We start from the raw sequence: 21990 nt of genomic DNA, 5'->3' as shown, positions 1-21990 counted from the left end.
CCTGCGGGGCACGAGTGGATGCGACGCCGGGAGGTTCTCATGCCGTCGAAGGGCGCCAAAACCCCGTCAAGGGGCCCGGTCCGGGGTACCTCTGACCTCCGGCGGGCCGACGCCAATGGCGCCGCGCCGCCGGAGCAGCCGGACAAGATCCGCAATGTGGCCCTCGTGGGGCATTCGGGTTCCGGAAAAACAATGCTCACCGAGGCCTTGCTTGCCGCCACCGGAGCCATCACCCGTAAAGGCTCGATCGCCGAGGGCACTACGGTGAGCGACTCGGATCCTTCCGCCATCACGCAGCAGCGCTCCGTGGCGCTGGCAGTGGTGCCGGTGACGGTGGGGGAGACCAAAGTGAACCTGCTGGACACTCCGGGCTATACGGATTTCATCGGCGAGCTGCGTGCAGGGCTCCGTGCCGCGGATGCAGTGCTGTTCGTCGTCTCGGCCACCGACGATGTCGACGCCGCGACCACCGCGCTCTGGAATGAGTGCCAGCGGCTCGGCATGCCGCGGGCAGTGGTCATCAGCCGGCTGGACCATCCGCGCGCGGATTTCGACGCCGCCGTCGCCCGCTGCCGTCTGGCATTCGGCGACGCCATCGTTCCGCTCTACCTCCCGGTCCGCGCGGACGGTGCCGTAACCGGGTTGCTGGGGCTGCTGACCGGGACGGTGTCCGAGTACGGTGCGGCGGAACCGGCGTCGGCCACCCGGGCCGCGACCGGCGTCGAACTTGCCGCGGCGGAGTCAGCGCGGGGCGCGCTGATCGAGGGGATCATTGCCGAGAGCGAGGACGAGGCGCTGATGGACCGCTACCTAGGGGGTGAAGAAATCGCTCCCGATGTCTTGATCGCCGATCTGGAGACGGCCGTGGCCCGCGGGTCCTTTCACCCGGTGCTGCCGACGTCAGCGGAGTCCGGGCTTGGCCTGGCGGAGCTGCTCGAGGTTCTGGTTCGCGCGTTTCCGACCCCGGCGGAGCACAGTGTTCCAGCAGCCACGGACCTCGACGGGGCGCCTGCCGGCCCGCTCGGCTGCAACCCCGACGGCCCGCTGCTCGGTGAAGTGGTCCGCACGACGATCGACCCGTTCCTCGGCCGGGTCTGCCTGGTGCGTGTTTTCTCCGGCGTTGTGCGGGAGGACGCAGCCATCCATGTGGGTGGCCGCGGAATGGCGGACCGCGGCCATGAGGACCACGACAGCGACGAGCGGGTCACACACCTGTACTCGCCGCTGGGATCGGGACTGCGGCCGGTGCCATTCTGCGTCGCCGGGGATATCTGTGCGCTGACCAAGCTGGGCACCGCCGAGACCGGCGACACGATTTCGGCCAAGGAACTGCCGTTGCTGGTGGCCCCCTGGGACATGCCGGACCCGCTCATGCCGGTAGCCATCGAAGCTGCCACGCACGGCGACGAGGACGCCCTGGCCAGGAACCTGGGGAAAGTCACCGCCGGCGACCCGACGCTCCGGGTGGAACGCAACTCCGAAACCCACCAGCTGATCCTGTGGTGCATGGGCGAGGCGCACGCCGACGTCGTCCTGGGCAGGCTGCGGGACCAGGGTGTGAACCTGCAGACCGTCCCAGTGATCACGCCGCTGCGGGAGACGTTTGCCGCGCCGGCGGCCGGGCACGGACGCTATGTCAAACAATCCGGCGGCCACGGCCAGTACGCTGTCTGCGACATCGAGGTGGAACCCCTCGACCGTGGCGCCGGGTTCGAGTTTGTCGACAAGACTGTGGGCGGGGTGATTCCCGGGCCGTTCGTCACGTCGGTGGAAAAGGGCGTGCGGACCCAGATGCAGAAAGGCGTGTCGGCCGGGTTCCCCGTGGTGGACATCAAGGTCACGCTGATCGGCGGCAAGACGCACAGCGTGGATTCCTCGGACGCGGCGTTCCAGGCGGCCGGCGCGCTGGCCCTCCGGGAAGCGGCGGCAGCAACACGCATTCAGTTCCTGGAACCGGTTTCGTCCGTGACCATCAGCGTTTCGGAGGACCACGTGGGCGCTGTGATGAGCGACTTGTCCTCCAGGCGGGCACGCCTGACCGGAACCACCTCCGCCGGGGCCGACGGCACCGAGATCAGCGCCGAGGTTCCGGACCAGGAACTGTTGAGGTACTCGGTGGAGTTACGGGCCCTGACCGCCGGCAGCGGCCGGTTCCGGCGCAGCTACTTGCGGCACGAACCCGTGCCGCAAGCGCTGCACTGATGGCCCTAATAAGGTCAGCCGTTGATGACCTGCGGAACGCCGAGGGCCTTGAGGCCTTCGACGCCGAATTCGAGTCCGTAGCCGGACTGCTTGGCACCGCCGAAGGGGACGCGCGGGTCCACGGCGCCGTGCTTGTTGATCCAGACTGTGCCGGCCTCGATCCGGGCCGCGACCTTCCGGGCTTCGGCGGGGTCGGCGGACCAGACGGAGGCGCCGAGCCCGACGTCGAGGGCGTTGGCCATGGCGACGGCCTCGTCCACGGTGCTGTACCGGATGATCGGCAGGGCGGGGCCGAACTGTTCCTCGGCGACGAGCGGGTTGCTGTTGTCGATATCCGCCACGATCGTGGCGGGGTAGAAGTGGCCGGGCTGGTCCTGGTCCGGGTTGCCGCCGAGCAGGATCCGTGCCCCGGAGTCGCGGGCGGCTTCAACGAGCCTGGAGACGATGTCGAACTGCTGGCGGTTCTGCAGCGGGCCCAGGACGTTGTTCTCGTCGAGGCCGTTGCCCATAGGCATGGCCGCGGCGACGCTGGTGAGGGCTTCGCAGACGGCGTCGTAAATGGCGTCGTGCACGTAGAGGCGCTTGAGTGCCGCGCAGGTCTGGCCGGTGTTGATGAACGCGCCCCAGAACAGGCCCTCGGCGATCGCTTTCGGGTCGGCGTCGGGCAGGACGATGCCGGCGTCGTTGCCGCCGAGTTCCAGGGTGAGGCGTTTGACGGTGTCGGCGGAGGATTTGATGATGGCCTTGCCGGTGGCGGTGGAGCCGGTGAACATGATCTTGCCGATCCCGGGGTGTGAGGCGAGGGCCTCGCCGACGTCGCGGCCGCCGGAGACCACGGACAGCAGGCCCTCGGGGAGTTCCTGGTTCAGGACATGGGCCAGGGCCAGGACGGAGAGCGGGGTGTATTCGGAGGGCTTGATGACGACGGCGTTGCCCATCCGCAGGGCGGGGGCGAGCTGCCAGACGGTGATCATCATGGGCCAGTTCCAGGGCCCGATCGCGCCGACGACGCCGATGGGCCGGTAGTGCAGTTCGGCGCGGGTTTCGCCGTCGTCGACCACGGTTTCCGCCTCCAGCACGGTGGCGGCGGCGACGCGGAGCCAGGCGGCGCAGGCGCCGACCTCGAAGCGGGCGTTCGGGCCGTTGAGCGGCTTGCCCTGCTCGCGGGAGAGCAGCCGGGCGAGTTCCTCGGCGGAGCGTTCGACGGCGTCGGCGGCCCTCAGGAGCGCGGCGGACCGGGCGTCGTGGCCCAGCACGGCCCACCCGGGCTGGGCGGTTGCCGCGGCGGCGATGGCGGCCTCGAGGTCCTCAACGGTGTGGACCGGGGCCTGCCCGACCGGCTGGCCGGTGGCGGGGTCCAGGATGGTCCGGGTTTCCCCGGACGTCGGGGCGATCGCGGCGAGAAGGGCGTCGTAGGTTTCCATGGGTGTACTCCACATCGAGTAGTTCAGAGAGCGCGGCCGGTACGGCCTAAGAGTGCTGCTCCAAGCGTGCTCCGGCGAGGCACCGACGGTCTTGTCAATCCGCGAAGAGCTGTTGTGCGGGAGCGAACGGAACGCCGCGGGCATTCCCTACGGCTGCGGACCGGAGGGCGTCCGGAGCAGGAGTATGTCGTGGACTTCCTCGAGAGACGCAGCAATGGTTGACCGATCGACGCCGGCCAGATACTGGAGAACGAGGCCGTCGAGAGCGGCAAAAAGTGTGCGGGCCACAACCCTCACGTTGCCGGTCAGGCCTGAGGCCGTCAGCCCGTCGGCCAGGGCGCTGACGTAGTTCTCGTAGAGGGCGGTCACCGCTTCGGAAAGCTCGGGGCGCCGGCGGGCCTCGAGGATCATCTCGTACTGAAACACCTGCAGTTCCGGTTCTGCCAGAAGTAGCTCCAGCAGCGAGTCCGTGAATGAGTGGCCCAGCGTGGCCGCCTCCCGCAGCTTGGACGCACTGATGGATTGCTCGGCAGCCCAGTCCAGGGCTGCGGCTATGAGGGCGTCGCGGGATCCGAAGTGGTGGGCAACCAACGTGTTGTTGACTCCGGCAGCTTCCGCCACTGAGCGGTAAGTCAGCCCCCGCAATCCCTTGGCAGCCACCACCGAAACGGCGGCGCGCAATAGGGCTTCCTTTCCGGTTCCGTACTTCGAAGGCGTGGCAGTCATGGACCGAGTCTATCGAGTTCGCCGCGGTGCACCTCGGAGCTATTGACATAAAACTAAGCAAATGCTGAGATTGAATTCCACGTGAGACAGATCACGTCGCCTCACGGCCATTTGCCATTCCATTCGGCCCCCTAACGGCGCTCGGCGCCCACAACTCCATGGAGTCAGCATGCCTCTCACCCTGGCCTTTACTACTTCCTCTGCACTCGACGCCAACAAGAACGAGCCATTCGAACTGGGATCTGTTCAGTGGATCCGTCGCTTTGGTGACGGAGAGCGGCCCGCCCTTGCCTGCGGCTACTGGCACGTCACACCCGCCGAGGCACCCGAGCCTTTCGACCTTGTGATGGAGGCCGACGAGACAATCTCCATCGTCCAGGGCCACCTAACTATTGAGGTGGAGGGCGGAGACGTCTATGACCTCTTGCCGGGCGGTGCCGCGTCGTTCAACAGGGGCGCCCGCACCCGGTGGACAGTGCTTGAGCCGACCATCGAATTTTTCGTCTACTCCTAGGAAGTGTCCGAATGAACAACGTAGAGACGTTTGACGTGGTTGTGGTCGGCGGCGGATTTGCCGGTCTCACCGCTGCCCGTGAGCTCACCAGGCAGGGCGCAACTGTGCTCATCCTGGAAGCCCGCGACAGGATCGGTGGCCGCACGTGGGTGGATAAGCGCCTGGGACGGGACCTGGAAATCGGCGGCACTTGGGTGCACTGGACCCAGCCGCATGTCTGGGCTGAACTGACGCGTTACGGCTTGGAGACCACACCCAGTCCCGAGCCGGAACGTGCCTTCTGGTGGGCGGACGGCCGCCGTCACGAGGGCGGGCCCGACGAGTTGCTCGGGCTCATCGCCCAGACAAACGAGGAGTTCGTCCAGGACTCCCGCAAGTATTTTCCGGAGCCTTTCAGGCCGCTGGCCCGCGACGATTTCAAGGCGATCGACGATGTGTCCGTCCAGGAGAGAATCCGTGAGCAATTCCCCGCCGGCGGAACCCGGGACATCCTCGAATCATTCTGGGCCCTGAACTTCAATGGTCCGCTGGACAACGCGGCCTTGACCCAGGCACTGCGCTGGGTTGCCCTCACCAACGGCGACTGGGCGGTGAACTTCGAAGCGTGCGCCACCTACAAGATCGTTGGCGGCACGGCCGCCCTGGCGGCAGCGATCCTCGCGGATTCCGGGGCCGGTATCGAGTACGGCTTCACCGTTGAAACCATCTCGGATGACGCGGCATTCGTGAACATCCGGGGTGCGGACGGCCGGAACGTCCGTACCCGGACGGCGATTGTCACGATTCCGCTCCCTGCCCTGGCGGCGGTTGACTTTGAGCCGCCCCTGCCATCGGCCAAGGCCGAAGGCTCCAGGTTTGGGCAGGTCTCCAAAGGTGCCAAGGTCTGGTTCAGGCTTCGCGGAAAGCATGCACCTTTCGTAGCGCTGGGGGGTGCCGACTGGCCCCTGAATTTCTTCCAGGTGGAGTACACGCTCGACGGCGACACGATCGCCGTCGGGTTCGGTCCTGACGCCTCGAAGATCGACGTGGAGGATCCAGTTGCCGTCCAAGCTCAGCTCGCACGTCTGGTGCCAGCAGTCGAGGTGGTTGCGGTAGCCAGCCACAACTGGGTGGACGATCCGCTATCCGGTGAAACCTGGCCCATGCACCGCGCCGGTTTTCTCTCGACCTACCTCCCGGCCATGCAGGCGGCGCACGGTCTGGTGCTGTTTGCCGGCTCGGATATCGCCAACGGCTGGTGCGGATTCATTGACGGCGCAATCGAGAGCGGCATGAGCGCCGCCCGTGACGCAGCCTCCCTCTTGGCGCTGCACAATTCCTGAACGTCACTGCTGTTCTCAACCAAACTTCGCTCATGAACAACAACCGATCGCTGATCGACAAGAGGGTGACGGGCGTCACCTGCCATGCTGGATTTCACGGTGCAACGCACCCCCATATTCCCAGACCGAAATTCCCCAGACTCATGACCGTTAAGAAGGATCCGATGAGTATTTCAAAATCCGAGTCCCGGACCGCAGAAGACAGTCCCCGCACGGAGCACTCCACTGCGCTGCGCGCCGGCAGCGTCGGCGTCATGGGCATACTTTTCTTTGTGTTGTCCGCCCAGGCGCCGTTGACCGGAATCGTCGGAGCATCACCGCTGGCCGCGGCCCTCGGCAACGGCCCCGGCGCGCCCGGCGCGTATCTGGTGGTGGGCATCGTGATCGTGATCTTCGCCGTCGGGTTCGTCGCAATGAGCCGCAAGATCCAAGCCAACGGCGCCTTCTACGCCTATGTCACCGCCGCCTTTGGGCGGAAGATCGGCGCGGGAGCGGCATGGCTCGCGCTTCTCGCATACAGCACGGTCCAGGCCGCGATGTACGGGCTGTACGGCGCCGCATTCTCAGGCGTCTTCGGAACCGCAGGGATCGTGGTTCCCTGGTGGCTGCTGGCCATGGTCACCATGGCCGGCGTGCAGGTGCTGGGATCCCTCAACATCGAGCTCGGGGCGCGGGTCCTGGCGGTGCTCGTAGGCTTGGAGGTCGCGATCCTGCTCATGTTCGGGTTCACCGTGCTGTTGCGGGGCGGCGGACCGGAAGGGCTCAGCCTGGCGGCGTCGTTCTCTCCCGCGGCGATCGGCGCAGGGGCCCCGGGGGTAGCCATCATGTTCGCTGTCGCCTCCATGTTCGGCTTCGAATCCACAGCCATCTACTCGGCCGAGGCCAAGGACGCCCACCGCACGGTGGCCCGTGCCACGTATCTTTCTGTGGGCGTCATCGCGGTCTTCTTCTCCTTCATTTCGTGGATGCTGGTCAGCTACTACGGCCCCTCGCACGTCATTGATGCCGCGGGCGCGGCCCTCGAATCGGGCGACTCCACCTCCTTCGTGTTGACGCCGATGGTGGAGCTGTTCGGGCCGTGGGCCGGGACCGTCACCGGCATCCTGCTCGTGACGTCCCTGTTGGCCGGCATCATCGCCTTCCACAACGGCATCAACCGCTACCTCCATTCGCTGGCCCTGCGCGGGTCGATGCCCCGCGTCGTGGCCCGGACCAACCGGCACAAGGCCCCCGCCGTCGCCGCACGAATCCAGACGGCGGTTGCGTTCCTGCTCGTTGCGCCGTTCGCCCTGCTGTCCCTGGATCCTGTCCTGACCCTCTTTTCCTGGTTCAGCGGGCTGGCCGTGGCGGCGCTCCTGGTGCTTTACATGCTCTGCTCCCTGGCCGTCGTCGCGTACTTCCGGCGCGAAAAGGTGGCCGGCCAGATCTGGCAAACCGTGGTGGCGCCGGTGCTCGCCACTGCGCTGCTTGGCTGGGTCCTGTCCCTCGTGATCAGCAACTTCACCGCACTGATCGGCGGGAGTGCGGAAACGGCCGTGGGCCTGCTGATGACCGTCCCCATTGTGTTTGCCGCCGGCGTGCTGGTGGAAGTTGCCGTGGAGCGCCGGGCCGCGCGCGCAGGGGTTCCTGCCTAACGATCGGCCCTGGACGCCGGACTTAGACACAGAAGCGGAAGTGCCTGAACCGCACCCCGAAAGTTGGACTTGAAAGTAAGAGTCCAAGTTTCGGAGGTGCGGTTCAACGTCGCCTTATCCCAGGGCGCTGACCTACTCCGGATGTCTTATTTCGACACGTTAAATCCTCATCGCTGCAGCCCGGTCCGTAACATTGGAACTAATACAGGCTCCGGCTTGCCAAGTTCGCTGTAAAGGACTAGTTGACGTTGTCACTCGAATCATTGCCCGTCCTGGACTTCTCTCGATTGAGTGCTGGCCCGGAAGAGGCCTCCCGGTTTCGGGACGAACTGCGCAATGCCATGCATGAGGTCGGGTTCCTCTATCTGGCCGGCCACGGCATCCCGCAGGAGCTCATTGACGCCATGCTCGACGTCTCCCGCCGCTTCTTCGAACTGCCGGACGAACAGAAGCTCGCGGTCGAGAACGTCCACAGCCCGCAGTTCCGCGGCTACACCCGCGTCGGCGGTGAACTCACGGATGGGGCGGTCGACTGGCGCGAGCAGATCGACATCGGCGTCGAGCGTGACGCCGTGGAGCCGGGCGCCGGCGTCGCTGATTACTGGCGTCTGGAGGGACCCAACCTGTGGCCAAGTGGACTGCCCGAGATGCGGGCGATCGTCCATGAGTGGACCGAGCGGCTGAGTGCCATCTCCCTCGCTCTTCTGCGGGCGCTTGCCGTGTCCCTGGGAGCGCCCGAGGACACCTTCGACGCGGCATTCGCCGCACGGGCGTTCCCCCTGCTCAAAGTTGTGCGCTATCCGGGGGAGTCCAACCCGGAACCCAAGCAGGGTGTCGGGTCCCACCGCGACGGCGGTGTGCTGACGCTCCTCCTCGTGGAACCCGGAAAGGGCGGACTCCAGGTCGAGTACCAGGGGAAATGGATCGACGCACCCCAGGTGCCAGGAACATTCGTGGTCAACATCGGCGAGATGCTTGAGCTGGCCACGAACGGCTACCTTAAGGCGACTCTGCACCGCGTGATCTCGCCCCTTCGCGGCACTGACAGGATTTCTCTCCCGTTCTTCTACAACCCGGCGCTGGACGCGACCATGCCCCAGCTCGCGGTGAGCCCGGAGTTTCAAGCCAAGGCCCGCGGCCTGTCGGTTGACCCGACGAACAGCCCCATTCTGGAGACCTACGGGGATAATGCCCTGCGCTACCGGCTCAGGGCCCACCCAAACGTTGTCGCAGTTCACCACGCGGATCTGATGACGAACTGACGTCGGTGCACACTCCTGAATCCGGCCGGAACCCGTGCCCGTTCTCTCCGAAGGCCAGGCCGGGATTCGTAGCAAATCTGGCCGGCGAAACCAGCCCGCGCAGCTGCTCCGGCAGCCTCCCTGGCAGCAATGAGGAACCACAGCGGGCGCTGACAATGGCAGGTGCTCTCAGCGGCGGGTGCAGGTCAGGCTCAGGCGCCGCGCCGCCAGTCGCTGGGAGACTCGCCGAAGGCGTCCCGGAAGGAGCGGCTGAAGTGGGCCGCATCCAGGAAGCCCCAGCGCCCGGCCACGGCCCCCACCGTCAGGCCGGCCAGGAGCGGATCGCGCAGCTCGCGGCGTGCCCCTTCCAGCCGCTGGGTCCGGATCCAGCTCGCCACGGTGGTCCCGGATTCGTGGAAGACGTTGTGCAGGTGCCGGGTGGAAATGAAATGGGCTGCAGCGATGGAGGCGGGCGAGAGCAGCGGATCGGCCAAGTGCGCGTCGATGTACTCACACACGGATGCCGCCAGAAGGGCCTGTGGCCTCATCCGGTCCGGGGACATGTCCAGTTCCGAATGCAGCATGGTGGAGACAAGATCGAGGGCATTTGTGGCGAGTCGGGACCCGCTGGGACCGCTCAGCGCGTCCAGGTTCTCTGCGAGGTGGGCGAGGAACGGCCCGACGATCGCGGCGAGGCCGCCGTCGGAAGCCATCCGCACCGCCGAAAGCTGAGCGATGCAGTCCGGCGGCAGGGAGAGCGCGTCCCAGGGGAACATCACCACCATGAGCCGGGCGTCCCCCTCGAACGCAAGCGTGTAGGGGCGGCTGGTGTCGTAGATGGAGAGGTCGCCCGGGCGCAGGAGCGCCTCGCGGTTGTCCTGGATGAGGAGTCCGGTGCCCTGCAATTGGAGATTGAGCTTGAAGTAGCGCTGGGTGGACTGGGCGATCAGTGCCGGCGTGCGGTGGACCTCATGGCTCGTGGAGGAGACCTCGACGACCGCCACACGGTCCAGCCTGCGGGCCCGCATGCGGCCGCGGAAGTTGTCCGCATCTGTGCTCGAGGCGGCCAGGGGAACGAAGGACTCCGCGACGAGGTGCCTCCAGTGGTCGAAGGAGGCTGCCGTGCTGTTAATGACATCCTGTCCGGCGGGGTTGGCCACGGGGCGGGCTGCAACTGCGGTCATCGAAGATCCTGACGCCGTCGTATTTCTGGGACTGTGTCGTGGGACACAGTACCTTCAGGGTAGCGCCGCAACCCGCCGATGTCATCTTTTTTCGACAACCGGCGAAAAAAGATTGAGCCGGCTGCCCGCCCGGTGTGCCGGCCGCGCCTAGCTGGCCAGCAGTGCCAGGAAGCCCTCCAGCTGCTCGTTCAGCCCTAGCTCCACCTGGCCTTCGGGGGCGAGTGCCGCCGCGATCTGCGCCCCGAGGAGGAAGTTGAGCAGTTGCCCGGCCAGCGCGGCGTCGGCGACGGCTGTGGTGACGGCGCCGGATTGCCGCGCATGGGCAAGGTGCTGACTGATCGATGCAAGCCACTGCTGCATCGAATCCCGGTGGATCCGGGCCTTGCCGGGATCGTTGATGGCCTTTTGCCAGAAGGGAATGACGATCCGGGCCTCGTTGATCCGCTCCTCATCCAGGGGCAGCACCTCGACACAAAACGACCTCAAAGCCGCCAGCCCGGACTGCCCGGCGGTGACTTTCGCGATGCGTTCGTTGGTGCGGTTGAAGACGTGCCCGAACGCGAACGTCAGCAGGTCATCCTTTGTGGGGAAGTACGGTTTGAGGGCCCCGTTCGCGAAGCCGGCCTCGAGGGCGATTTCGCGCATCGTGGCGCTTTCAATGCCGAGTCGGGCGATGGTCCGCCACGTGGCGTCGACGAGTTCGAGCCGCCGCTGGTCGTGGTCGACAATCTTTGGCACCGGATAGCTCCCCAATTTTCTTGCGTCGGACTCTTGTGGCACAGCTTACATTTCCGTATTCTCTACAACTATAGAAAATAAAGTTCCGACCCGCCAGGGTCCCCGAACGAAGGCCGTCATGATGACCGCACTAACCGACATCCGCACCCCGTGTAGCCCGTACAGTCTGGCCACGAACGCCGAAATCACCGCAGTCCAAAGCATTCTGCGCACCGCGGGCCTGCTGGGCGAGACCAAGCGCATCGCGTACCTCGGCCTCGTGGACCCCACCAGGAACGCGCCGGCGGGAACCGAGGACCGCCGGTTCCGGGTCTTCCTGCACGACATCTCCGGAGGGAGGCCGGCCGACGTGACCGTCTCGGTTTCCAGCGGCGCGGTGATTTCCGCCGTCGAGCTGGACACGGTACTGACCGGCGAGCTTCCTGTCCTGGAGGAGGAGTTCGAAGTCGTCGAACAACTCCTGGCCACGGACCAACGGTGGCTCAAGGCGCTGGCCGGCCGGGGCCTGGACGTCAGCAAGGTCCGCGTCGCCCCGCTGTCCGCCGGGGTGTTCGAGTACCCGGAGGAACGTGGCCGCCGGATCCTGCGTGGCCTGGCCTTCGTGCAGGATTTCCCCGAAGACAGTGCCTGGGCGCACCCCGTGGACGGGCTGGTGGCGTACGTCGACGTCGTCAGCCAGGAAGTCACGCAGGTGCTGGACACCGGCGCCGTCCCGGTTCCCGCCGAACACGGAAATTACACCGATCCGGAACTCACCGGCCCGCTGCGCACCACGCAGAAACCCATCAGCATCACCCAGCCGGACGGACCCAGCTTCACCGTCACCGGCGGCAACCACGTCGAATGGGAAAAGTGGAGCGTCGACGTCGGCTTCGACGTCCGCGAAGGCGTGGTGCTGCACAACCTTGCCTTCCAGGACGGCGACCGCAAACGGCCCATTATCAACCGGGCATCCATCGCCGAAATGGTGGTCCCGTACGGGGACCCGTCGCCGATCCGGTCGTGGCAGAACTACTTCGACACCGGCGAATACCTCGTGGGCCAGTACGCCAACTCGCTGGAACTGGGCTGCGACTGCCTCGGCGAGATCACCTACCTCAGCCCCGTCATCAGCGACGCCTTCGGCAACCCCCGGGAAATCCGCAACGGCATCTGCATGCATGAGGAAGACTGGGGAATCCTGGCCAAGCACAGCGACCTCTGGACCGGGATCAACTACACCCGCCGCAACCGCCGCCTGGTGATCTCCTTCTTCACCACCATCGGCAACTACGACTACGGCTTCTACTGGTACCTCTACCTCGACGGCACCATCGAGTTCGAGGCCAAAGCCACCGGCGTCGTCTTCACCTCCGCCTACCCGGAAGGCGGCTCGGCCAACATCTCCCAACTCGCCCCCGGCCTGGGCGCCCCGTACCACCAGCACCTGTTCAGCGCCCGCCTGGACATGGCGATCGATGGCTTCACCAACCGGGTCGAGGAAGAAGACGTGGTCCGGCAGGCCATGGGCGAGGGCAACGAACGCGGCAATGCCTTCTCCCGGAAACGCACCGTCATTGCCCGCGAAGCCGAGGGCGCGCGTGAGGCCGATGCCCGCAGCGGCCGGACCTGGGTCATCTCCAACCCGCAGTCCCGGAACCGTCTCGGCGACCCCGTGGGATACAAGCTCCACTCCCAGAACCAGCCCACCCTGCTGGCCGACCCGGAGTCCTCCATCGCACGGCGGGCCGCCTTTGCCACGAAGGATCTCTGGGTGACCCGGTTCGCGGAGGAGGAGCGTTACCCCACAGGCGACTTCGTCAACCAGCACGCCGGCGGAGCCGGGCTGCCGCAGTATGTGGCACAGGACAGGGAGCTGGACGGCCAGGACATCGTTCTGTGGCACACTTTCGGCCTGACCCACTTCCCGCGTCCCGAGGACTGGCCCATCATGCCGGTGGACACGGTCGGCTTCAAGCTCCGGCCCGAGGGCTTCTTTGACCGCAGCCCCGTGCTGGATGTGCCCGCGAGTGCACAGCCGGCCGGCCACTGCCACAGCTAGCCCGGCGCCATGAGCGTTGCAGGCGGCGTGGGCGTTGCGGGCGGCGTGGGCCGGCGGGGCGGCATCGTTTTCCATTCGCGGATCTGTTCCGCCGTGACGGCGGCGTCGTGCCTTACCCACCTGGGGCTTGCCGCCGGGAACCAGCACGGGACATGGCTGAACCTGCTCATGCTCGCCATGGTGGCAGTGTGCCTGCCGTGCGCCGTGCACATCTGGCGCCACGGAAGGATCACGGCCCTGCGCCAGGTGATGGCCGCGGCGCTGGCCATGACCGGGGTGCACGCGGTCCTGCTCCTCGGCACCGGATCCGGCGGCTCGGGCCACCTTCACTCCGGAGCGGGAACCGCTGCCGCAGTGGCCGGAGCAGTGCCCGCAGGCTCCGGGGCGCTGCTGGCGGTCATCGCGCTGGAAATGACGACGGCGCTGCTCGCCGCGACGCTCGTGGCCCGGTTCCGCGCACAGGCCCACGACTGAACAGTGTTAGTCGTTGAACAGTGTCAGTCGTGAACCGCGTCAGTCGTTGAACAGCCCCGCGAGGTCTTCCGCCGTCAGTGCGGAGCCGGTGAGCGCATCGCCTTCCATGACGTCGGCGAAGAGCTGGGATTTCTTGGCCTTGAGCGCCATGACCTTCTCCTCGATCGTGTCCTTGGCGACGAGCCGGTAGACCATGACGTTCCGGGCCTGGCCGATCCGGTGGGTCCGGTCCACGGCCTGGGCCTCCGACGCCGGGTTCCACCAGGGGTCCAGCAGGAACACGTAGTCGGCCTCAGTCAGGTTCAGGCCGAAGCCGCCGGCCTTGAGGCTGATGAGGAACACCGGCGCGGCGCCGTTCTTGAACTCGTTCACGACGTCGGTGCGGTTGCGTGTGCCGCCGTCGAGGTAGCAGAACTCGATGTTCTCCTCGACGAGCCGCTCCCGGACCTTGCCCAGGAAACCGGTGAACTGGCTGAAAATCAGGGCCCGGTGTCCTTCGGCCACCAGGTCCGCGAGCTGCTCGAACAGGACATCGAGCTTGCTGGAGCGCACACCGGACAGTGACGGATCGATCAGCGAGGGATCCAGGCTCAGCTGCCGGAGCAGGGTCAGTGACTGGAAGATGGTGAACCGGTTCTTGTTGACATCCTCGATCAGGCCCAGGATCTTTTGGCGCTCCCGCTGCAGGTGCGTCTGGTACACCTTCTGGTGCCGTGGATTCAGCACGACTTCCAGGATCTGCTCCTGCTTGGGCGGCAGATCCCGGATGACCTGCTCCTTGGTGCGCCGCATCATGAGCGGCCGGACCCGCCGCCGGAGCTTGTCCAGCTGCCCCTTGTCGCCGTTCTTCTCCACGGGCTTCTGGTAGTACTCGGCGAACCGTTTGGGGCTGGAAAAGAGTCCGGGGGCCACGATCGAGGTCAGCGCCCAGAACTCCATCAGGTTGTTCTCCAGCGGGGTGCCCGTGATGGCGAGTTTGAAGGCGGCCGGCAGTTTGCGGGCCCACTGGTAGGCCTTGGACTGGTGGTTCTTGACGAACTGCGCCTCGTCCAGGACCAGGCCGGCCCAGGCCTGGGAGGCGTAGGCCTCGTAGTCGATCCGGAACAGGGCATAGGAGGTGATGATGATGTCGGCGCCGGCCATCGCCTCGGCCGGATGCGAGCCGCTCTTGGCGAAGGTTTCGCCGATGGCGCGCACGCTCAGTCCCGGCGCGAACCGTGCCGTCTCCGCCTCCCAGTTGCCCACCACGGAAGTGGGGGCGACGACGAGAAACGGGGCGGTCCCGGCGGAAGGGCCCGCCGAGGATTGGCCGGCAGGGAGTGCGTCGGATTGTGCATCGGGGTCTGCAGCGGTCCCGGCGGCGTCTTTCGCGGCGCAGATCAGGGCCAGGGCCTGCACGGTCTTGCCCAGGCCCATGTCGTCGGCCAGCACGCCGCCGAGGCCGTGGCGGTACAGGAAGCTCAGCCAGTTGAAGCCCTCCAGCTGGTACGGGCGCAGCTCGGCGTTCAGCGTCCCGGGCAGGGGAAGGCCCTTGATGCCGCCTTCGAGCAGGCCACCCACGGACTCGCGCCACGCGGCCGCCTGTTCGTCGACGATGCCGAGGTGAGCCAGCTCGTCCCACAGCCCGGCCTGGAAGCGGCTGATCTGCAGCGGAGCGTCCTTGTCGCCGGGGTTGTCCTGCAGGGAGCGGGCCTCGTCGATCAGCGCCCGCAGCTGGTGCAGCTCTGGCAGGTCCAGCGAGAAGTACGCCCCGCTGGGCAGCAGCATGCGGGTCTGGCCGGCGGCGAGGGCGGAAAACAGCGCCGCGAAGGAAACCGGCTGGCCCTCCAGGGTGATGACGATGCCCAGATCGAACCAGTCGCGGCTGTCCGTCGCCTTTGTGGAGATCGCCACCACCGGGGCTTCTTCGGCTTCGCGGTAGTCAGCAATCTCGCCGGACGTATCCACGGAGACGTCGGGGAGGTCGCGGAGCCGGGGAAGCACGTCCTCGGTGAAGGCTAGCGTGTCCAGTCCGGCCAGTTCTGCCGTGGCTGCCAGGCGCGGCGTGCCCCAGCCGCCGGTCGCGGATTCGCCCAGGGCCGGTACCACGTCCCAAGGTTGCCCGACCCCCTCAAGGATGCGCGCCTCGGCGGGGTCGTCCCGGTAGCCGTGATCGCCCGGATGCCGCCACAGCGGCTGCGCCGTGACGAGGTTCCCGGACGTGTAGTGCCATTCCCAATGCAGCCGGACCCGGTGGTCCGCCCCGTAGTTGGCCAGCAGGGACAGGGTGGGGACCGCAAGGGTTGGCAGTTCCACGGACTCGTCGGAGGCGGTGACCCGGGCGGTCTGCTTGAGCTTGGGGTAAAAGCCGGTCAGGAAGCGGCTTTCGTCCCGTGCGGGGATGTGCAGGGTGGTCCCGCCCGTGACGAAGGTCAGCAATTCCTCGCTGAGACCGCTTTCCAGCGGGGCAAGGGTGATGACGGGGTCGGCGGGGGCGATGCCGGGCAGGGCGTCGCCGTCGGAGGCCAGGAAGATCCCGTGCGCCGGGCGGCCGATGGTCCCGACCGACGCCGGATCCACCACTTCGCCTTCGACCGTGATGGTCGGCGCGAGCTCGAGCCCGCCGTCGTCGCCGCCGGTGCCGAATCGCGCCAGGTTCAGCCCGACGGCGGCAGGCTGCTCGACGAACCGCACCGCCTCGTCGCCGCGACTGTGGACCAGGGCGACGCCGATCTTCTTGGCCTGGGACAGCAGGCTCCACAGGTTCTTGCCGGCGTAGGTGTTCAGTCCCAGCCACAATCCGGTGCCGGAGTGCTGGCGGTTCGCCACGGCTGTGTGCGAGGCGAGGAATTCCTGCATCCACTCAACATGCGCCTCGTTGCATTCGCGCCGGTAGTTCAGGTAGCTCAGCGTGCTCCAGGAGACATCGCCGCGGATCCACTTGCCCTTGGCCCCCATGATGACGGGGCGTGCCTTGAGCTGGCGGACGCTGCGGAGCGGATCGCGGCGGCCCGTGTAGGAGAAGTGCGGGGCGGGTTCCTCGACGTCGAACTGGAGTGCAAGCGGGGTGCCGTTGGCGGACGGCGTGATCCCCGGGTGGGCGATCAGGGGGCCAAGGGCCTGCTCCCAGTCGGCCATTTCCGGCGGCGCGCTCTGGCGGGACAGCCGTGTACCCTCTGCGGGGGCCAGCAACTGCTGCCGGGTTGCTGGGTTGTCTTCGGCCGCGAAGAGCAGGGCCGCCACGTGCTTGCAGTCCTTGCGGACCGGGCAGCTGCAGACACCCACCGTGCAGCTCCATCCGCCCGCCTTCCGGACAAGCTTCGCCGTCGTGGAATAGGGCACGTCGGAACCGCCCCGCACTTTGCCCAGCAGCAGGCCGGTGGCGGCATCGAAGGAGATCCCCGAAACGCGGCTCCCCATGGCGTAGGCAAGCCCGGCCGCGAGGGAGCGGTCGTTGATCGCGGGAGTCTGAATTGCCAGTGCCGCACTCTCGTCCGGATGGGATGGCATGTGCGTGCTACTTTCGGCAGGTGGTCATCTGATCCATCTTACCGAGCCTTAGCAGGCGCTGGAACTTCGCCGGTGGCCGCGGAACCGCCGCTCAAACTTCGCTTGACGTTCAACTGGGGCTCGGCTGCCCGCCGTGAAGACGGACCTACCGTGGAGAGGTCCGGAGTATCAGCAGTGCCAGCAGTAAGGATTCCGCATGACCAACGGTGTGCCCACCAATCAGTCCGCCCACAACTACCCGACCGTGCTGACCACGGAAAGCCTCAAAGGCGGAAGCCAGGACGTTGTCGACGCGAACGTCAACGTGGTCAACGCCATGTTCGAGGAGTTGCTGGACGCGGACGAGATCTCCCCGGCCGCGCTGCGCAGTTACTACGTGGACTTCTACCTGACGCAGGCGCTGGCCGGCGGCTTCGCGCAGTACGTGTTCACGGCGCCCGAACGGGAGGAAGTCGATCCCTACGTCCGCGAAGGCCTGGCGGCCATGGGTGCCGCCGCGCACCTGGATCTCTTCAACCGCACGGTGGCCGCCTTCGGCGCCCTGACCGACACCGACGTCGACACTTACCTCGACGGCGGCAGCGGCTGGGACGCCGGAGGCGACACAGAAGGAGAAGAACCGGGGGACGGAGTCTCCGACGCCGTTCGGCGCATCGAAGAACTGGACGAGGAATTCGAATCGGTCCTCGCAACAGAGGACATCGCGGCGCTGAACGCCGCCTGGCTGCGCGGCCAGGCGGACTTGCTGGTCCTTGGCGACGACGACCTCGACGTCCACATTGCCGGGCGGGTGGCTCGGCTTTCCGATCTCGCGGAGCGCCAGGCGGCAGCCGCCGAGGAAGCGCTCTTGGACGCGCCGGAGTTCGAACAGATTATCCGGGAGCTGTGCGATATTGCCGGCCACAGCCTGGAGCGGATCACCATGGGCGATCCGAACTACGAGCACAACGGGGAAACCACCCTGGCCTGGCACTTCACCACGGAACAGGGCGAATTCCTCATGCTCGAAGACGACGAAGAGGCCTTCATGCTCAACCCCCGGACCCAGGAAATCCTCGCGGCCGTCGAGTTCGAAGAAGCCGTGCAGTTTGAAGAGGCAGGCGCGTAAGCGGTCTTCCCCCGGTACGGCCGGCGCCTGCCCCCAAAAACAGGCGCCGGCAGTACGCCGCCCGGTTCGCCGGGTCAGAAGAGCCGGACTGGACGGAACCGCGGCCTGTGAGCCTACCCTGCGGGCGGTGCGGTGATCATCTCCCCGGAGGGCGCCACGAGGTACCAGACTCCACCGACGCCCTGGCCCGTGATGTCTCCCGCGGCCTTGTCCTTTTCGTAGTAGTAGATCGGCATCCCGTTGATGGTCACCTGCATCTTTCCATCGGCCGTGGGGATGGTTCCGACCTTGCCGGTGACGCCGTTAACGGTGGGGGTCGCCGTCGTCGAGGTGACCGGGGGCCACGCCACCAGGCAGTCGCCGGTGCAGGCGCTGGTCCCGGAGTCCTTCGTGTCCTTGGTGAAGTAATAGACACTCAGTCCTTGGCCGGCCACCACGATCTGGCCCGCCTTGGACTCGCCCACCGAGAGCTCCGCAGCGGACATGGACGCGGGGGCCGAAGTCGCCGGTGCGCTGGATTCTGCGGGAGCGGAGGTGGCCGGTGCCGCCGATGTCGGCGTCGTGGTCGTTCCGCCGCCGCAGCCGGACAGTAGCGCGGCAAGGGCGAATGCGGACAAGCCAATGCTGAGGTGCTTCTTCATTTGCTGCTCCTAGGCTCGAGCCAGCCCAACTCGGAGGCCGGCGCTACGAGATACGACGCCATTGAGCGCGGAATGGTTCATGGCGGAGCTGAAATGTTTATGTCGGGGCTGTCCTGGGGGCACACTGAACTATTGGGTCCGCCCGTACGTCGTACAGGGGCAGAACAAGAAATCCCGGGAGGTGGGACATGCCGCTGGACGAAGACGTCGTGGCTGCTATTTACCGCGACCATGGGACGGCCTTGAAGCGCTTCGTCCTTAGCGCCTCCCGGGATCCGCAGCTCGCCGACGACGTCGTCCAGGAGACCGTGCTGCGGGTCTGGCAGCAGGCGCCGCAGATCACCGGCAGCCTGCGCAGTTACCTGTTCCGAACGGCCCGCAACATCATGATCGACAACTACCGCAAGGCCCAACGGCGTCCGCAGGAAGCCGGCGAACGCGATGTCCCGGACGTTGCGGACGGCGCCGGGCGCATCGATGACCTGCTCAACAAGGTCCTGATGGAGGAGGCATTGCTGCGGCTCAGCGCGGAGCACCGCGAAGTCCTTGTGGCGCTCCACTACCGCCGCTACACAGTCCAGGAGGCATCCGCCCAATTGAAAGTCCCCAGCGGCACGGTGAAGTCCCGGGCGTTCTACGCCGTGCGGGCCCTACGGACGATCCTCGACGAAATGGGGGTGCAGCGGTGAACGGGACCGAGCTGCATCAACTCCTCGGCGCGTATTTGCTCGGCGGGCTGGAGCCAGCCGAGGCCGCAGCCTTCGAACAACACCTTGCCGTGTGTGCCGACTGCCGCCAGGAGCTGGACGATCTCGCCAGCCTCCCCGCGCTGCTCGACGCGATCCCGGTGTCCGACGCCATCGCGCTCACCGCGGCGGCTGCGGCCGCCCGCGAGCGGGCACTTGTTCCGCCGGAACCGGTACCCGTCCCGCGCCGGCTCCTGGACGAGCTCGCCGCCCGCCGCCGGCGAGTGCGGCGCCGGTGGGCGACGGCCGTGGCCGCCGCCGCCGCCGCATGCCTCGTGCTGGGGGTCATGGCCGCTCCGCTGCTGAACCAACCCGCCAAACCGGACGCGAGCTATTCCGTTGAGGCCAGCAGCGGACTTGAGGTCACGGTGGGGCTTGTCAAGAAAACCTGGGGCACCGAGCTGGCGGTGGACGGACGGAGCCTGCCCCACGACGGGACCCTCTCGCTGTGGGTGAAGGACCGTGACGGCGGCGAAGACCGTGCCTGCGCGTGGACGGCGACGCCGAGCGGCAGGGTGCGGATCACGGGGGCGACGCCGGTGCAGCTGGCCAGGATAGCCAGTGTCGAGATGCGCGACGAGCAGCAGCAGACCGTAGCGGTTATCGCCGTGCCTCAGGGCTAGCCCTACATCTTCGCGAGCTTGGCGCGCACCGCCATGTAGATGCCGTAGCAGATCAGGCCGACCCCCACGGCGGCCAGCAAATACACACCGAACGGCTGCTCCCGCAGGGCCTTCAGGCTGCCGTCGAGCCCGGTTGATTGTTCGGGGTGTGCCGTCACCGTGGCGATGATGATCAGCAGGCCCACGAGCAGCAGGGCGAAGCCCTTCGCGACGTAGCCGACGACGCCGATGACCGTCACAGCGGTACGCGCCTGCTTCTGGGCTGGCATGCGCAGGTACTTGAGGAAGGACTTCCGGAAGCCGCGGATCGCGTAGACGATCCCCGTGACGGCTACCGCGGCGCCGATGACCACCAGGAGCGCCGCGCCGCCCGGGGCCTTCATGAGGTTTACGGTCATATCGGAAGTTGACTCACGGTTATCGGAGCCGGCCCCGGTGGCGACCGACGCCAGCGTGAGCGCGAAAAAGGCGTACACCACGGCCTGCAGGGCTGCCTTGAGTTTCTTGCCGACTTTTTTCTTGGTCGGCAGGTGCCCGAAATCGAAAATCGCGTCGGATGCTTGCCAGATGGCCAGCGCAACGCAGGCGGCAAAAGCGGTCCAGAGCAGCAACGGCCCGGCCGGCTGCGCGGCGAGCTCTTCCACCGCGCCGCTGACGTCGGCCTGGCCCCGGCCACCCATGGCGAGCCGGATCGCGACCAGCCCGATCAGGAAGTGCAGCAACCCGGACACAGCGAAACCGGCCCGTGCTGCTATTTCGAGGGGCTTCGAATTGGTGACGTCCTCGGCGACGTCCGCGGCGTCCTTCATTTCTTCTTTGATGATCGTTTCCTTAGTGCTACCCAGCGTGGTTCGTTCCGTAATCGTGCCACGCCAAGCCGCTCAGGAACAGATGCCTGCGGGCCCGGGGGGTGCCTAAATTCTGCGGTAGCTGAGATCGAAGATCAGGCGCCCGGCCTCGTGTGCCTTGTTCTCGAAGCTGGTCAGGATCCGGCCATGAAACCGCGGCGCCCAGCCGCCGGTTCCGTCGACGCCCTCGTTGGGCCCGGTGTGCTCGGTGCTGACGGGTGCCCGGCCTTCCTTGACGGGCGCCCCGCCCACGCGGGACTCGACGCCGGATTCCCACACCTGGGTCAGGGGGCTGTCAGCACCGGCGCGCTCACCCTCGTGCAGGTTCTCGAACTCCGCCGAGCCCGCCATGACCTCGCGGACGTGAACGGCGTAGTTGGACCAGTCGGTCGCGATCCGGAAGATGCCGCCGGGCTTGATAGCCCGGGCGGCGAGATCCACGAAGTCCGGCTGAATGAGGCGGCGCTTGTGGTGCCGGGACTTGTGCCACGGGTCCGGGAAGAAGACCCATAGTTCCGTGACGGAGCCGGCGGGGAGCATGGTCGCGAGCACCTCGGGGGCGTTCGCCTCCACTACCCGCACGTTGCTCAGCTTGCGGCTGTTGATCTTGATCAGCGTGTTGGCCAGGCCCGGGGTGTAAACCTCCACGGCAAGGAAGTCCTTGTCCGGGTTTTCCTCCGCGGCGTGGCATACGGCGTCGCCCAGTCCGGAGCCAATCTCCACAATCAGCGGAGCCGTCCGGCCGAATTCGGCCTCCGCGTCGAACATGTAGTCCGGGTGCACTGAGGTGTTGGCGACATGGCGGGGGACCTCAACCGCCCAGCGGTCCGCGTGCTCCTCCCATGCGGCCTGGCGGCGGCCCTGCAGGCGCGTGCCGCGGCGCACAAAGCTCACCGGACGGCCTCCGTACGTGCCGAACGAGGCCTGGCTGCCGGGGGTCACGGGGCGCGGAAGCCGGGTCTCTTCAGGGTTGCCGGGATCCGGGTCTGCCGGGGTGCCGGGGGATTCTGGGGATTCGCTCATCCCTACCAGAAT

The 21990-nt window shown here is 66.8% G+C and carries 18 protein-coding genes; 10 read left to right on the top strand and 8 right to left on the bottom strand.

Annotated elements, in window-relative coordinates; translation table 11 throughout:
* The first annotated feature begins 39 nt into the window (after window positions 1–39).
* Window positions 40–2202 carry an elongation factor G-like protein EF-G2 gene (locus tag LQV16_RS13130; protein ID WP_229994332.1) on the top strand — a complete coding sequence of 721 codons (2163 nt, stop codon included), beginning with the start codon at window positions 40–42 and terminating at the stop codon, window positions 2200–2202.
* Between the two features lie 14 nt (window positions 2203–2216).
* Here the strand turns inward: LQV16_RS13130 and LQV16_RS13125 are convergent, their stop codons facing one another.
* Window positions 2217–3626 carry an aldehyde dehydrogenase family protein gene (locus tag LQV16_RS13125; protein WP_229994331.1) on the bottom strand — a complete coding sequence of 470 codons (1410 nt, stop codon included), beginning with the start codon at window positions 3624–3626 and terminating at the stop codon, window positions 2217–2219.
* A gap of 147 nt (window positions 3627–3773) precedes the next feature.
* Window positions 3774–4352 carry a TetR/AcrR family transcriptional regulator gene (locus LQV16_RS13120; protein WP_229994330.1) on the bottom strand — a complete coding sequence of 193 codons (579 nt, stop codon included), beginning with the start codon at window positions 4350–4352 and terminating at the stop codon, window positions 3774–3776.
* 169 nt (window positions 4353–4521) lie between these two features.
* Here LQV16_RS13120 and LQV16_RS13115 point away from each other — a divergent pair, with 169 nt between their 5' ends.
* The 4 genes from LQV16_RS13115 to LQV16_RS13100 all read left to right on the top strand — a co-directional run bounded on the left by LQV16_RS13115 (window position 4522) and on the right by LQV16_RS13100 (window position 9084).
* Window positions 4522–4866 (top strand): cupin domain-containing protein, encoded by a 345-nt coding sequence (locus LQV16_RS13115; protein ID WP_229994329.1) that lies wholly within the window; start codon window positions 4522–4524, stop codon window positions 4864–4866.
* A gap of 11 nt (window positions 4867–4877) precedes the next feature.
* Window positions 4878–6188, top strand: a complete 1311-nt coding sequence (locus LQV16_RS13110; protein WP_229994328.1) for an NAD(P)/FAD-dependent oxidoreductase — start codon at window positions 4878–4880, stop codon at window positions 6186–6188.
* A gap of 164 nt (window positions 6189–6352) precedes the next feature.
* Entirely contained in the window at window positions 6353–7822 is a 1470-nt protein-coding gene (locus LQV16_RS13105; protein ID WP_229994327.1) for an APC family permease, read from the top strand.
* Between the two features lie 248 nt (window positions 7823–8070).
* On the top strand, window positions 8071–9084 hold the full coding sequence (locus LQV16_RS13100) for a 2-oxoglutarate and iron-dependent oxygenase domain-containing protein (RefSeq protein WP_229994326.1): 1014 nt from the start codon (window positions 8071–8073) through the stop codon (window positions 9082–9084).
* 191 nt (window positions 9085–9275) lie between these two features.
* Here LQV16_RS13100 and LQV16_RS13095 read toward each other — a convergent pair whose 3' ends face one another.
* Both LQV16_RS13095 and LQV16_RS13090 read right to left on the bottom strand, forming a co-directional pair.
* Complete coding sequence (locus LQV16_RS13095; RefSeq protein ID WP_229994325.1) at window positions 9276–10247, bottom strand: helix-turn-helix domain-containing protein; 972 nt, start codon at window positions 10245–10247, stop codon at window positions 9276–9278.
* A gap of 147 nt (window positions 10248–10394) precedes the next feature.
* Window positions 10395–10985 (bottom strand): TetR/AcrR family transcriptional regulator, encoded by a 591-nt coding sequence (locus LQV16_RS13090; protein ID WP_229994324.1) that lies wholly within the window; start codon window positions 10983–10985, stop codon window positions 10395–10397.
* Between the two features lie 121 nt (window positions 10986–11106).
* Between LQV16_RS13090 and LQV16_RS13085 the strand changes: the two genes are divergently transcribed.
* The gene (locus LQV16_RS13085) at window positions 11107–13026 is read left to right on the top strand and encodes a primary-amine oxidase (RefSeq protein WP_229994323.1); all 1920 of its coding nucleotides are present in this window, start codon (window positions 11107–11109) and stop codon (window positions 13024–13026) included.
* A 9-nt stretch (window positions 13027–13035) separates the two neighbouring features.
* A complete protein-coding gene (locus LQV16_RS13080) occupies window positions 13036–13500 on the top strand; it encodes a hypothetical protein (RefSeq protein ID WP_229994322.1) in 465 nt (154 codons plus the stop codon).
* Window positions 13501–13539: 39 nt separating this feature from the next.
* Here LQV16_RS13080 and LQV16_RS13075 read toward each other — a convergent pair whose 3' ends face one another.
* Window positions 13540–16989 (bottom strand): DEAD/DEAH box helicase, encoded by a 3450-nt coding sequence (locus tag LQV16_RS13075; RefSeq protein ID WP_229994321.1) that lies wholly within the window; start codon window positions 16987–16989, stop codon window positions 13540–13542.
* A gap of 196 nt (window positions 16990–17185) precedes the next feature.
* Between LQV16_RS13075 and LQV16_RS13070 the strand changes: the two genes are divergently transcribed.
* Window positions 17186–18097, top strand: a complete 912-nt coding sequence (locus tag LQV16_RS13070; RefSeq protein ID WP_229994320.1) for a hypothetical protein — start codon at window positions 17186–17188, stop codon at window positions 18095–18097.
* A gap of 113 nt (window positions 18098–18210) precedes the next feature.
* Here the strand turns inward: LQV16_RS13070 and LQV16_RS13065 are convergent, their stop codons facing one another.
* Complete coding sequence (locus LQV16_RS13065) at window positions 18211–18738, bottom strand: hypothetical protein (protein WP_229994319.1); 528 nt, start codon at window positions 18736–18738, stop codon at window positions 18211–18213.
* Window positions 18739–18926: 188 nt separating this feature from the next.
* Here LQV16_RS13065 and LQV16_RS13060 point away from each other — a divergent pair, with 188 nt between their 5' ends.
* A complete protein-coding gene (locus tag LQV16_RS13060) occupies window positions 18927–19427 on the top strand; it encodes a sigma-70 family RNA polymerase sigma factor (RefSeq protein WP_229994318.1) in 501 nt (166 codons plus the stop codon).
* The gene (locus LQV16_RS13055; RefSeq protein ID WP_229994317.1) at window positions 19424–20107 is read left to right on the top strand and encodes a zf-HC2 domain-containing protein; all 684 of its coding nucleotides are present in this window, start codon (window positions 19424–19426) and stop codon (window positions 20105–20107) included. The genes LQV16_RS13060 and LQV16_RS13055 overlap by 4 nt, the downstream gene beginning before the upstream one ends.
* Before the next feature lie 2 nt (window positions 20108–20109).
* On the opposite strand, the gene LQV16_RS13050 is transcribed toward LQV16_RS13055, so the two are convergent.
* Both LQV16_RS13050 and trmB read right to left on the bottom strand, forming a co-directional pair.
* Window positions 20110–20916, bottom strand: a complete 807-nt coding sequence (locus LQV16_RS13050) for a DUF1206 domain-containing protein (protein ID WP_229994316.1) — start codon at window positions 20914–20916, stop codon at window positions 20110–20112.
* Between the two features lie 105 nt (window positions 20917–21021).
* Window positions 21022–21978, bottom strand: a complete 957-nt coding sequence (gene trmB / locus LQV16_RS13045) for a tRNA (guanosine(46)-N7)-methyltransferase TrmB (RefSeq protein WP_229994350.1) — start codon at window positions 21976–21978, stop codon at window positions 21022–21024.
* Window positions 21979–21990 lie beyond the last annotated feature (12 nt).

The sequence above is a fragment of the Arthrobacter sp. Bi26 genome (assembly GCF_918697925.1).
Taxonomy (GTDB): domain Bacteria; phylum Actinomycetota; class Actinomycetes; order Actinomycetales; family Micrococcaceae; genus Arthrobacter.
The sequence above is the reverse complement of the archived record's forward strand: the minus strand, read 5'-3'. Positions and strand labels throughout refer to the sequence as shown.

Bases quoted from the DNA above. Each gene is read 5' to 3' on its own strand.
- LQV16_RS13130 (WP_229994332.1), top strand. From the start codon at position 40: ATGCCGTCGAAGGGCGCCAAAACCCCGTCAAGGGGCCCGGTCCGGGGT.
- LQV16_RS13125 (WP_229994331.1), bottom strand. From the start codon at position 3,626: ATGGAAACCTACGACGCCCTTCTCGCCGCGATCGCCCCGACGTCCGGG.
- LQV16_RS13120 (WP_229994330.1), bottom strand. From the start codon at position 4,352: ATGACTGCCACGCCTTCGAAGTACGGAACCGGAAAGGAAGCCCTATTG.
- LQV16_RS13115 (WP_229994329.1), top strand. From the start codon at position 4,522: ATGCCTCTCACCCTGGCCTTTACTACTTCCTCTGCACTCGACGCCAAC.
- LQV16_RS13110 (WP_229994328.1), top strand. From the start codon at position 4,878: ATGAACAACGTAGAGACGTTTGACGTGGTTGTGGTCGGCGGCGGATTT.
- LQV16_RS13105 (WP_229994327.1), top strand. From the start codon at position 6,353: ATGAGTATTTCAAAATCCGAGTCCCGGACCGCAGAAGACAGTCCCCGC.
- LQV16_RS13095 (WP_229994325.1), bottom strand. From the start codon at position 10,247: ATGACCGCAGTTGCAGCCCGCCCCGTGGCCAACCCCGCCGGACAGGAT.
- LQV16_RS13085 (WP_229994323.1), top strand. From the start codon at position 11,107: ATGACCGCACTAACCGACATCCGCACCCCGTGTAGCCCGTACAGTCTG.
- LQV16_RS13080 (WP_229994322.1), top strand. From the start codon at position 13,036: ATGAGCGTTGCAGGCGGCGTGGGCGTTGCGGGCGGCGTGGGCCGGCGG.
- LQV16_RS13075 (WP_229994321.1), bottom strand. From the start codon at position 16,989: ATGCCATCCCATCCGGACGAGAGTGCGGCACTGGCAATTCAGACTCCC.
- LQV16_RS13070 (WP_229994320.1), top strand. From the start codon at position 17,186: ATGACCAACGGTGTGCCCACCAATCAGTCCGCCCACAACTACCCGACC.
- LQV16_RS13065 (WP_229994319.1), bottom strand. From the start codon at position 18,738: ATGAAGAAGCACCTCAGCATTGGCTTGTCCGCATTCGCCCTTGCCGCG.
- LQV16_RS13060 (WP_229994318.1), top strand. From the start codon at position 18,927: ATGCCGCTGGACGAAGACGTCGTGGCTGCTATTTACCGCGACCATGGG.
- LQV16_RS13050 (WP_229994316.1), bottom strand. From the start codon at position 20,916: ATGAAGGACGCCGCGGACGTCGCCGAGGACGTCACCAATTCGAAGCCC.
- trmB (WP_229994350.1), bottom strand. From the start codon at position 21,978: ATGAGCGAATCCCCAGAATCCCCCGGCACCCCGGCAGACCCGGATCCC.